Annotated in this window: 12 protein-coding genes; 6 read left to right on the plus strand and 6 right to left on the minus strand. The window is 42.6% G+C overall.

What is annotated here, in order from left to right; genetic code table 11:
* Window positions 1–155 precede the first annotated feature (155 nt).
* Complete coding sequence (queF, locus tag WKI49_00975; protein ID MEJ7621072.1) at window positions 156–536, plus strand: preQ(1) synthase; 381 nt, start codon at window positions 156–158, stop codon at window positions 534–536.
* Here queF and WKI49_00980 read toward each other — a convergent pair.
* From WKI49_00980 to WKI49_00990, 3 genes are read right to left on the minus strand one after another with little or no spacing between them, the layout of a single operon-like run.
* A complete protein-coding gene (locus WKI49_00980; GenBank protein ID MEJ7621073.1) occupies window positions 511–2436 on the minus strand; it encodes a DUF3488 and transglutaminase-like domain-containing protein in 1926 nt (641 codons plus the stop codon). The genes queF and WKI49_00980 overlap by 26 nt on opposite strands.
* Window positions 2414–3523, minus strand: coding sequence for an HD domain-containing protein (locus WKI49_00985; protein ID MEJ7621074.1), 1110 nt, complete (start codon window positions 3521–3523; stop codon window positions 2414–2416). The genes WKI49_00980 and WKI49_00985 overlap by 23 nt, the downstream gene beginning before the upstream one ends.
* A complete protein-coding gene (locus WKI49_00990; protein ID MEJ7621075.1) occupies window positions 3487–4362 on the minus strand; it encodes a hypothetical protein in 876 nt (291 codons plus the stop codon). Before WKI49_00990 ends, WKI49_00985 begins: the two co-directional genes overlap by 37 nt.
* 36 nt (window positions 4363–4398) lie before the next feature.
* Between WKI49_00990 and WKI49_00995 the strand changes: the two genes are divergently transcribed.
* Window positions 4399–5250 (plus strand): UbiA-like polyprenyltransferase, encoded by an 852-nt coding sequence (locus tag WKI49_00995; GenBank protein MEJ7621076.1) that lies wholly within the window; start codon window positions 4399–4401, stop codon window positions 5248–5250.
* Here WKI49_00995 and WKI49_01000 read toward each other — a convergent pair.
* Window positions 5247–5996: a YebC/PmpR family DNA-binding transcriptional regulator gene (locus WKI49_01000; GenBank protein ID MEJ7621077.1), complete on the minus strand. Its 750-nt coding sequence runs from the start codon at window positions 5994–5996 to the stop codon at window positions 5247–5249. The genes WKI49_00995 and WKI49_01000 overlap by 4 nt on opposite strands.
* Window positions 5997–6243: 247 nt before the next feature.
* On the opposite strand from WKI49_01000, the gene acpP reads away from it, so the two are divergent.
* The 3 genes from acpP to rnc are packed head-to-tail and all read left to right on the plus strand — an operon-like array spanning window position 6244 to window position 8394.
* The gene (gene acpP / locus WKI49_01005; protein MEJ7621078.1) at window positions 6244–6480 is read left to right on the plus strand and encodes an acyl carrier protein; all 237 of its coding nucleotides are present in this window, start codon (window positions 6244–6246) and stop codon (window positions 6478–6480) included.
* Window positions 6480–7718, plus strand: coding sequence for a beta-ketoacyl-ACP synthase II (fabF, locus tag WKI49_01010; GenBank protein MEJ7621079.1), 1239 nt, complete (start codon window positions 6480–6482; stop codon window positions 7716–7718). The genes acpP and fabF overlap by 1 nt, the downstream gene beginning before the upstream one ends.
* Window positions 7690–8394, plus strand: coding sequence for a ribonuclease III (rnc, locus tag WKI49_01015; protein MEJ7621080.1), 705 nt, complete (start codon window positions 7690–7692; stop codon window positions 8392–8394). Before fabF ends, rnc begins: the two co-directional genes overlap by 29 nt.
* Here the strand turns inward: rnc and WKI49_01020 are convergent.
* Window positions 8372–8875, minus strand: a complete 504-nt coding sequence (locus WKI49_01020; protein MEJ7621081.1) for a hypothetical protein — start codon at window positions 8873–8875, stop codon at window positions 8372–8374. The two genes, rnc and WKI49_01020, sit on opposite strands and share 23 nt — an antisense overlap.
* Entirely contained in the window at window positions 8775–9191 is a 417-nt protein-coding gene (locus WKI49_01025; protein MEJ7621082.1) for a toprim domain-containing protein, read from the minus strand. The genes WKI49_01020 and WKI49_01025 overlap by 101 nt, the downstream gene beginning before the upstream one ends.
* A 20-nt stretch (window positions 9192–9211) precedes the next feature.
* Here WKI49_01025 and WKI49_01030 point away from each other — a divergent pair, with 20 nt between their 5' ends.
* Window positions 9212–11506, plus strand: a complete 2295-nt coding sequence (locus tag WKI49_01030; GenBank protein ID MEJ7621083.1) for a DNA topoisomerase (ATP-hydrolyzing) — start codon at window positions 9212–9214, stop codon at window positions 11504–11506.

An 11506-nucleotide genomic window follows, 5' to 3' on the forward strand; every position in this document is an offset into this window, starting at 1 on the left:
GTGTTTTTGTATTTTCTTGTGCTCGTCCTTGTGAGCCTTATGGTGATATACCTTCTAATTCTCTATGGCAGGTTTATGAGTAAAAGGTAAGTTAAGTAGGGTTTATTACCTTCTGCCCCTTGCTGAATGGTCAAAATGAGCTAAAATAGACTACTATGGAGAAGAAATACGGAGAGATAGCAATAGAAGAGGCTCAACTTGAACCTTGGGAAAACCCTACACCAGAGAGAAACTACATGATAGAAATAACCTTTCCCGAGTTTTCTTGTCTCTGTCCTCGCTCAGGGTATCCAGACTATGCCACCATAAAGATAAGGTATATTCCAGATAAATACATTGTAGAGCTAAAGTCCCTAAAGCTCTGGCTCAATAAGTTTAGAAATCGCTACATATCTCACGAGCAAGCAACTAATGAAATATACACTGCGCTTTATGAAACTCTAAAGCCACGTTTCCTTGAAGTAATTGGAGACTTCAACCCAAGGGGTAATGTGCATACAGTCATAAAGGTTAGGAGCGACGAGAATTACGGATAATATCCTTTAGCTTCCTTAGTGCCTTGTAGCCTTCCTCTATTTCGTCAGGATATACCTTATAGGGTGAGTATTTGTATTTCTGGTATATGGAAAGGATAAACTTGACATAATTGTATAGCTCTGTGCCCTTGCAGGCAGATATTATCTCATCTGGTAGGAGGTTCTTTGATACTATGCCTTCCTTTTCAAGAAGTTCTCTTGTCCTACGGTATAGGTTTTCGGGAGTTTTCCTAAGTCTCCCAAGTAGAAGAAAGATGAAATAAAGGGTGGTAGCAAGAAGAAGTATCCAAAATATCTGTAAAGCTCTTATTCTTAGGTTTTCTAATTTTAACTCCGCCCTTAGACCCTCTCCTATGTTTCTAAAGAGCCTTATCTGCTTTTCTGAAGTGTAGCCCACTATGTTGGAATACCAAAAGCTCACTATGGAGTCTCTTATTAGAGCAAGGGTGGAAATCCTTTCTAAGCTGGGAGACACGTAGGGTGGTGTGGTGTCTACCCTTAGCCATCTTCCTTCCACATAAGCCTCCACCCACACATGAGCCATAGAGTTGGTTACTATATGATATCCACCATACGGATTCCAGAGAGCACCCTTGTATCCTCCCACTACCCTGGCAGGCACACCCATAAGCCTCAAAAGTAGAGCGGTAGCACTGGCATAGTATTCACAGTTCCCCTTCTTAGATACAAAAACAAAATAATCAAGAGGGTCTCCCTCATACCTTTCCAACCTCAAAGTGTAGCTATAACCCTTTGAAAAGTGCTGGATAACATTCCTTAGCTTTTCCATATCGGTCTTTGCGTTGGCGGAGAGCTCCTCTGCAAGTTTTTTGAGGTTTGGGCTTATATCTGGTGGTATCCTCATGTAATCTCTTGGGTCCTCTTCAAGATAGAGGTTCTTTGAGGAGCTAACTTTAACCCTTATGGCTCTGTTTATTTCTCTACTTAGGCGAAGGGTGTTCCCTGTAGCCATATAGGCATTGGCGGAAAGCCCTTCCACACTTAAGACCCTGTAAGGGTAGTCAAGTGCGGGTATCAGGTTATCAAAGGATGGTTCAATAACAAGAGTGTATATAATGTCTCCACTTCCCGAAGGCATTTGGAAGGCTTCTTCTCTTACTTTAACCCACGTGTTTTTTACGTAGTCTCCAAAAACTACCACCCTCCAGTATGGGTCTTTTATATCTTGAGGAAGTCCATAAACCCTAAAAACAACCGTATTGTCCTCCTGTATTTCTCCCACTTTACCGAGGCTTACGCTTTCTGCAAGACCAGTTTTTAGTCCACTGCCTCTGGATATGAGGTCAAAAAGAGGAGCTTGTGTTCTTGGAAGAAGAAAGAAGAAGGGAAGAGTAAAAAAGGCAACCAAAATAAACAGGATAAGGCTTGACACCGCAAAGGGTTTATATACGCCAAGGTCAAAGCTTTGCTCTCCCACAGTTCTATACAGATTAAGAAATACAAGAGAAGAAACACCCAAGAGGCTGTGCAAGATAAAAACAAGAAGAAAGCTAAGGCTGAGGTTATATGCGGTAGATATGGATACTGCAAAAAGGCTCAAAAGAAGTATCTGATAGAGGTCTCTTGGCTTTTTTTCTTCAAGGCTTTTTATAGAAAGAAGCAAAAGAACTACATGAGAAAAGGGCTTGAGAAGGTCTTCAAGAGTGAGAAAGGACAGAAAATATAAGGTCAAGACAACGCCAAAAAGGTTTAGAAATATTCTCCTTACGGGATAGGTAGCCTTTATGTCCATAGGCACACCCAAAAGGTATAAGACTACAAATACGAAAAAATACACCGTATCTGCTACATTCCATAGGGATAGGATACCTACAAGGGAAGTAAGACGCACAAGCATAATGGTTGTCAGGCGAGAATTACTTAGATATCTTCCTAACATAGCTCCTTACTTCTTCCTTATACATTGGATGTGCGTATATTCTGTAAAGCTCTATATCTTCCAAAGAGGCTACGATGGTGGACACCTCTCGCAGACTAAGTAGCTCGTTTCCGTTCCATACGGGTATGTCTTCGTCTAATACCTTTTTCTTAGCTTGGTCAAACCTCAAAAGCTTCTCTTCATACTTTTCCAAAAGTCTTTCTTTTACAAACTCAAAGTGCTCTTTTGATGAAGTGGAAAAGACTTCCCTGAAATGTTCTCTTCCTAACACCCTTCTCACCTTTTCCTCTGAAGACCTGTCTAACATAAGGTGAAGTATATGAGGGTCTGTCTTTCTATAAAAGTCCTTTCTGTTTAAAAGTCCTCTTTCCAAAAAGTCATGGATTACCTCTTCCAAATGGATGTTTAAGATACGCACCACCTTGTGGAAATAAACTTGAGAATACATAAAATACCTTCCAAGAATAAAGCTCTCCAGAGCTCTGAGTGCACTTATATGGACACACTTTTTACCCTCTATAAAAAGCATATTCTCCAAGAGCCTACGGTAGTCAAAAAAGCCATAGGAAGTTCCGCAAAAATAGGCATCTCTCCTGAGATAGTCCATCCTGTCCGCACCGAATTCTCCAGTGATTATCTTTGGCAGGCTACTACCCTTCCTAAAGGCAAGCTCCACAATAAGCTGGATATCCTCAAGAGAGTATCCACAGTTTTTTAGTATATCCGCAATACCCTCTTCAAAAAGCACCCTTTCTCCTATGGATTCATGACTTTTGTCTCCAAGGAGGACCTCTGTGGTGTGAGAAAAGGGTGTGTGTCCAATATCGTGTAATAGACCTGCCAATCTTGCTATCTTGTAGAGCTTTTCATCTTTGAGCCCAAGGTTATTGTAAATTCTTCCTGCAAGTTCCATAGTTCCCAAAGAGTGCTCAAACCTGCTGTGCTGTGCGGATGGAAATACCATATAGGCTATGCCTAACTGGCTTATGAACCTAAGTCTTTGAAAAGGGAAACTATCTATTATCCTTATCTCACAGTCGTAGGCTTTTATTAGCTCGTGTATAGGGTCTGAAAACTCTTTAAACATATATCCCCCTCAAAAAAATGTTTGTCCTCATTCCTGCGTAAAAGTTTGCTTATCGCATCTCTTAGCTTTGTGAGAATTCTTTTAAACCAGTTTTCGCCTGTTTTCCTTTGATTTATAAACTCTATCTTTAGAGGGCTTATGCTCTTTCCTAATTCTGCTTTTCTAAGGAGGGTTTGAAGGTCTCTTTTGAGTTTATGTAGGTTAAGTCCGTAGTATACATCCCCAAGCTTTTGTGCCTCTTGCAAAATATCTCTTAGCTCCTTTACCACCTCCCTTTTCAGACCTAAGTAGAGCTCTGAAAGTTTATAGAGAATGGAAAAGTATCTGCCCTCTGATGGGTATCTTTCCACGCATAACTCACAGTAGCTTTTTAGCTCCTCGTAAAGTCCTTCGTTGAAAAGCAAGGTTGACATTACCACCGCATCCTGCGCACTTAGATGTTTCCTGTATACCATTGTTCTACTAAGTATGTTCCACAACCTTAGAACCTTTTGGCTAATACTTTCAAAGTTGCTATGATACTCACTTCTTATGGTTATAAGGTATATGCCATCTTCCTCTACTCTATATATATCCTTGCCAGAGTATATATTCCCATACAGGTCTGATATAACAAAGAGGTTCATTTCCACAAGCACATCTTTCCAGTAATTCCTTGTGGTTTTAAAGCTTCTATAGGCACAAGAGAGGAACTTTTCAAGTTCCACGTATGGGTTTCCCTCTCTTCTTACGAGCTGTGAATAGCATAAGAGATAGAATAGCTTTTCTTTTTTTGAAGGGTCCTCTAAAACCTCAAGCACCAAACTGCTAAGTGGGTCTCTTTCTTTTATCTGAAGCATAGTTATAATATAAGCCTAATTGGTGAGGTTTATTACATGAAAGGTGCAGGAAAATACCTTGAGCTTGTCAAGTTTGAACACACCATCTTTGCCCTGCCCTTTGCCCTCTCAAGCGTGATTTTATTGTATGAGGAGACACCATCCCTGTGGAAGCTTTTTTGGGTTATTCTCGCCTTTATTAGTGCAAGGACCGCAGGTATGGCACTAAACAGGTTAATAGACCTACCCATAGATAGACTAAATCCAAGGACAAGCCAATGGGTTCACGCAAAGGGAGAGGTGTCAGAGGAAAATATAAAAAGGCTCATTTTCTTATCTATTGGACTTTTCCTGTTTTCTGCTTTTATGATAAACATATACGCCTTCTTGCTCTCTCCCTTAGTGCTTTTTTTTCTTTGGCTCTATCCTTATGCCAAGAGAATAACCTACTATCCTCACTTAGTTCTTGGTGCGGTTTATTTCCTTATACCCTTGGCTATAGATGTGTCCTTTAATGAGCGCATATCCCTTAACGCCATAATTCTTGGTGTTGCTATGGCTTTTTGGGTTGCAGGCTTTGATATACTCTATGCACTCCAAGACTATGAGTTTGACAAAACACATGGTCTTAAGTCTATTCCAGTAAGATTTGGCATAGAAAATTCTCTTTGGATAGCAAGGTTTTTTCACCTTATAACCTTCTTTGCACTCTTAGGGTTGTTTTTTAGGATAGATTTTCTTGGTCTCTTGTATCTTTTTGGTCTCTTCGGTATTGCACTGTTCCTATATTATGAGCATAGCCTCGTAAAGCCCCATGACCTTTCAAAGATAAATAAAGCCTTCTTTACAGTAAATGGATACGTGAGCGTGATTTTCTTTATAGTCGTCCTCTTAGACAGATTGCTCTAAACTAACTGTTCCATAATATCCTTGGGTATATCAAAATTGGCTATAACTTCTTTGACGTCATCAAGGTCTTCTAAGGCTTCAATGAGTTTTATTATCTTTTTTGCGGTCTCTGGGTCTTGCACTTGAACTAAGGTGTTAGGTTTGTAAGCTATCTCCGCCCTATCTATACGTAGCCCACCAGATTCTAAAGCTTCCTTTACGCTGTAGAGTTCTTCAGGTTTTGTATACAATGTGTATGCAACCTCTCCTATCTCCACATCCTCCACGCCAGCCTCTATAGCTTTTTCGTATATCTCCTCTTCGCTTATGCCTTCCTTTGGCACTTCAATGATGCCGACCCTATCAAAGAGGAAAGACACACATCCAGAGGACCCGAGGTTTCCACCATGTTTTGAAAGCACATGCCTTACCTCTGAAGTGGTTCTGTTTCTATTGTCTGTTTGAGTAATTATCATAAGGGCTACACCACCTGGTGCATAGCCTTCATATAGCACTTCTTCGTAGTTTTCTCCCCCAAGCTCACCAGTTCCCTTCTTTATGGCTCTTTCTATGGTTTCCGCAGGCATGTTTACCCTTTTGGCATTTTCTATGGCGGTTCTTAGTCTTGGGTTTGTATCTGGGTTTGGTCCACCTTCTCTAACCGCAACGGTTATCTCTCGTATTATCTTTGTAAATATTTTGCCCCTTTGTGCATCAATCTTTGCCTTTTTGTGCTTTATCTGAGCCCAATGACTGTGCCCTGCCATAGTAGATATATTATAGCACCCCGCATAGCGGGGCAAAGGTTTATTTGTTTATTGGATGGTTTATATCTCCCAATATCCAGAGCTAAACTTGCAATTAATCAAAAGGTTTCTATGAGGTCTTAGCTTGATTTTATAAAGCCACATAGCTATATAAACGCATTCTAACTTTCTTATTAGGGGTTGCACATGCAAGAAGTCCAAAATGTGCTATAATATTAAAAACGCTATAAAAGGCAGGAGGTAAAAAATGGACCTGGAGCAAAGGATAAAGGAGATAATTGCAGACCAGCTTGGTGTTGAAGTGGATAAGTTAAACCCCGAAGCGAGATTCGTGGAAGACCTTGGAGCAGACTCTCTGGACGTGGTTGAGCTTGTAATGGCTTTTGAAGAGGAGTTTGGTATTGAAATACCTGACGAAGATGCAGAAAAAATAAGAACAGTAGGCGATGTTATAGCCTATCTCAAGGAGAGAGTAAAGGGCTGATGCGTCGTGTTGTGATAACCGGTCTTGGGGCTGTAACCCCCATAGGAACCGGAGTGCAAAAGTTCTGGGAGAACCTTATAGCAGGTGTTAGTGGAGTAGACATAATAAAAAGGTTTGACCCCATTGAGGCAGGACTTCCTGTCCACATCGCAGCAGAGGTAAAGGACTTTGAACCAGAAAGGTATTTTGATAAAAAGGAAGCTCAAAAGGTTTCGGACTTTATCAAGTTTGCGGTCGCAGCTTCTGAAGAGGCAATAAAGGATAGTGGTCTTTTAGAGAGCAAGTATGACCCCTACAGAGTAGGAGTTATAATAGGCACGGGCATAGGTGGGCTAAGGGACATAGAAGAACAGCATAAGGTCCTTATGGAAAAGGGTCCCAGAAGGGTCTCTCCCTTCTTTATACCCTACGGTATTTCCAATATGGCAAGCGGGCTTGTTGCCATAAGGTTTGGTTTTAAGGGACCCAACTATTGTGTGGTGTCTGCTTGTGCCACTGGAAACCACGCCATAGGCGATGCCATGAGGCTCATACAGAAGGGAGACATTGACGTGGCTATAGCGGGTGGGTGCGAAAGTGCCATAACTCCTCTTGGTGTTGCAGGCTTTGCGGTTATGAGGGCACTCTCTACAAGAAACCATGAACCACAAAAGGCTTCAAGACCCTTCGATAAAGACAGGGATGGCTTTGTAATGGGAGAGGGTGCTGGGATTTTGGTGCTTGAGGAATATGAGCATGCCAAGGCAAGGGGTGCAAAGATATACGCAGAGCTCGTGGGTTATGGTGCCACAGATGATGCCTACCACATAACTGCTCCCTGCGCGGATGGTGAGGGTGCATATATGTGTATGAAGCTCGCTTTGGAAGATGCAGGCATAAGACCAGAGGAAGTGGACTACATAAACGCTCATGGAACATCTACACCTCTAAACGATAGGTCTGAAACCCTTGCAATAAAGAGGCTCTTTGGAGAGCATGCCTATAGGCTTAAGATAAGCTCCAACAAGTCTATGATAGGACATCTTTTGGGTGCTGCGGGTGCAGTGGAAGCGGTGGCGACGGTGAAAACTATAGAAACGGGCATAATACCTCCTACCATAAACCTTGAAAACCCAGACCCCGAGTGCGACCTTGATTATGTGCCAAACAAGGCAATAAAGTATCCTGTTAGGTATGCCTTGTCCAACTCCTTCGGCTTTGGTGGAACAAATGCCTGCCTTGTCTTCAAAAAGCCTTGAAGAGCTTCAACAGAGGCTTGGCTATAGCTTCAACAACCCAGAACTTCTCATACAAGCTCTCACTCACAAATCTTACGCAGGAGAGCATGGTCTAAAAAGCTATGAGACCCTTGAGTTTCTTGGAGACTCCCTTATAAACTTCTTCGTGGTGGACATCCTGCTTTCTGAGTTTCCCTCCGCTTCTGAGGGTGAGCTTGCCATGATGAAATCCTACTTTGTAAGCGAAGAATACCTGCATGAGCTGGCTGAGGAGCTTTCCCTTGATATGTATATACTCTACGGTGGGAAAGGAAAAAGGGGCTATGTGAGCTCTTCCCTTATGGCAGATGCCTTTGAAGCCTTGTGGGCTGCGGTGTATATAGACTGTGGAAGGTCTACGGATTTTGTGAAGGCTCTTTTTAGCAAGCTATACAAAGAGAGACTCGTGTCTGCGGTTAAAAACAAGGACTATAAAAGAGACTACAAAACCCTTCTCCAAGAAGAGACTCAGAAAAGATGGAAAGAAAGACCTACTTACCGTGTGGTAAGCGTGGAAGGACCCCATCACAACAGGATTTTTGAGGTGGAATGCAATATAAGGGAGTTTAGGGCTACCGCAAAGGGTAGAAGCAAAAAGTCCGCACAACAACTTGCTGCTAAAAAAGTCCTTGAGCTTATCCTATCTTCTGAAAGCTAAGGTCGTTTAGCCTTTTGTTAAACTCAATACTCTGCTTTAGAACCTCTTCATAAACTCTAAAAGGCGTAAGTATGGCAGACATCCTTGGGCTCTCCTCCGCAATGAGCAGAATTTCCTCAAGTATAGCGATTATAAGCTCCAGCTTGGAGTTTATAGAGTTTAAGGCATTAAGCCTCTCTATCTCCCTGCTCAACTCCTCTGGTAATGTGGAAAGGAAGGTTATGTCAAAGTTGAAAACCTCGTATATGTCGTATATGTGGTCTATAACTTCCGATATCTTGGCTAAAAGGTCCGCTTCAACTTTAAGGACAGCCTCCTTGTATTTCTTCTGTTCTTCCTCTGAGAGACAAGCCTCCGCAAGAATATCTATTTCCTCCACATCAGCTTTTATCTCTTTGAGAATGCCCTCCAACATCTGTATGTTGAGCCTTATTAGTCTGTCCTGCACCATCAGTGTGCTTAGAAGTCCTACCTTTTCCATCTATGTCCTCCACGTAAATTATTCCCTTAGTCCTTAACTCTTCTCTAAAGTCTTCTATTAAAATATAGCCCTGTTTGATTAAGATTTCTTTAACCTTTGAGTTTATCCTTTCGCCGTGCTTGTCAAGGTCAAAAAGAAGCACTACCTTCTCAAAACCCTCAAGAAGGTCTGGAAGGTCTGTAAGCCTTTTACCCTCAAGGGTGAAGATGTTTTTTACTCCAAACTTTTGTAAGGCTTGCCTGTCCCTTTTGCCTTCCACGAGGACTGCAGAGTTCTGAGACACTTCTCTTAGTTTTTTCAACCAGCCCTCAAGCATGTTATAATTTTAAAAGCTCCATGGAAGTCATCAGCGTTCCCATAGAAGAAGAGGTCAAGCAGTCCTACATAGACTATGCCATGTCTGTTATTGTGGGGAGGGCTATTCCTGATGTTAGGGATGGTCTAAAGCCTGTTCAAAGAAGAATACTCTACGCTATGCACGATATGGGTCTATACCCGGAAAAGGCTTTTGTCAAAAGTGCCAGGATTGTGGGTGCGGTGCTTGGATATTACCATCCTCATGGAGACCAAGCGGTATACGAAGCCCTTGTGCGTATGGCACAGGACTTTAACATGAACTACCCGTTGGTGATAGGTCAAGGGAACTTTGGTTCTGTGGACGGAGACCCTCCCGCTGCTATGAGGTATACGGAGGCAAAGCTCTCCAAGTATGCGGTAAAACTCTTAGAGGACATAGACAAAAACACGGTGGACTTTGTGCCAAACTTTGATGGCTCTACCCTTGAGCCATCGGTCCTACCTGCTAAGTTTCCAAATCTCCTTTGCAATGGCACAAGCGGTATAGCGGTAGGTCTCGCTACTTCTATCCCTCCACACAACCTAAGAGAAGTTTGTCAAGCTCTTATTGAACTTGCAAAGAACCCAGACCTGTCCACAGAAGAGATTATGAAATACATAAAGGGTCCAGACTTTCCCACCGGAGGGATAGTGGAGAACTACTCGGAGCTTATAGAGTTTTATGAAAAGGGTAGGGGTCAGGTGCGTATAAGGGCAAAGGCTCATGTGGAAAAGCTTCAAGGGGGAAGGGAGCAGATAGTGATAACCGAGATTCCCTATCAGGTAAACAAGGCAGACCTCATAAAGCGTATGGCAGACCTTGCAAGGGAAGGCAAGCTAAAGGAGATATCCGATATAAGAGATGAATCTGACAAGGAAGGCATAAGGATAGTGGTGGAGCTAAAGCGTGAGGCAAAGGGGGAAAAGGTCTTAGAAAAGCTATACAAGTATACCGCTCTAAGGAAGAACTTCCCTCTAAACTTTGTGGTTTTGGTAAGGGGTGAGCCAAAGCTCCTTGGCATAAAGGCACTGCTTCAAGAGTTTATGGCTCATAGGCTGGAAGTTATCCTAAGAAGGTCTAACTTTTACCTGCAAAAGGCAAAAGAAAGGCTTCATATAGTGGAAGGCTTGCTCATAGCCCTTAAGAACCTTGACAGTGTAATACAGGACATAAGAAGTTCCGCAGACACGCAAGAAGCCAGAGAAAAGCTCACTAAAAAATACGGTCTATCACAGGCACAGGCAAATGCGGTGCTTGATATGAGGCTTCAGAGGCTCACATCCCTTGAAAGGAGTAAACTGGAAGAAGAAGAAAGAGACCTTAGGCAGAAGATAGAATACTACACGAAGCTTGTGGAAAGTGAAGAAGAGAGAGTAAGGGTCTTTATTGAGGAGATGCAGGAACTATCCAAGTCCTTTAGCACTCCAAGGAAAACCCTTGTGGAGGGCGTTCAAAGCTTAGAAGAGGGTAGCCTTACAGTTATGGTCTATGCTAAAGGCAGGGTTGTGCCTCTTGAGGAGATGGAAGAGGGCGAAGAGGTGGTAAACATTTTGGAAGTGCCTTTTACCGATGGGCTTTTTATGGTCTCTGATAGAGGAAGGGTCTATTGGATAGCAGGCTCTCAAGCCTTAAGGGGAAGTCTTTTGTCTTTAAAGGAGACTGAGGAAAGGATAGTGGGAGCTTTTGTGCGTTCTGGCGTGGAAGGAAGGGTGCTTCTTGCCACAGAAAGGGGTTATGTGAAGAAGATACCTCTTGTGGACTTTGAATACAAATCTCAAGGAATGCAGATAATAAAGTTTTCCGAAGAGAATGACAGAATTGTAAAGGTAGTGCAAGCACCAGAAGAAGGGGACATTATCCTCTTTACGCACAGAGGTAGACTTTTGAGATTTCCCGTTGGCGAAGTTCCACCTGCAAGTTTAAGCTCAAAGGGCGTCCAAGGTATAAAACTTGAAAAAGAGGACAGGGTGGTAGGCATAAGGGCATTGGGGGATGCGGAGTATCTTTTGGTAATAACAGAAAATGGAGGTATAAAGAAGGTATCTCTTCAAGAAATTCCACAGAGAGGCAGGTATACCAAAGGAGTGGAAGTCCTGGGCTCTATGAGGGAAAGGCTTGTGGATGTAATACCCATAAAGGGCTCTGTAGACCTCATGTTAGTGAGTTCTGAGGGTAAGGTTTTCTATGACAGAATTGAGGAAAAGGACTTGCCTCTTAGTAGACTTGACCAGAGGGCAAAGAAAAGGTGGGAGCTTGGGGAAGATAGGGTTGTGAGAGTGGTGGTAAAGGGGTAA

This window comes from Aquificaceae bacterium (assembly GCA_037722135.1).
Classification (GTDB): Bacteria; Aquificota; Aquificia; order Aquificales; family Aquificaceae; genus Pampinifervens; species Pampinifervens sericum.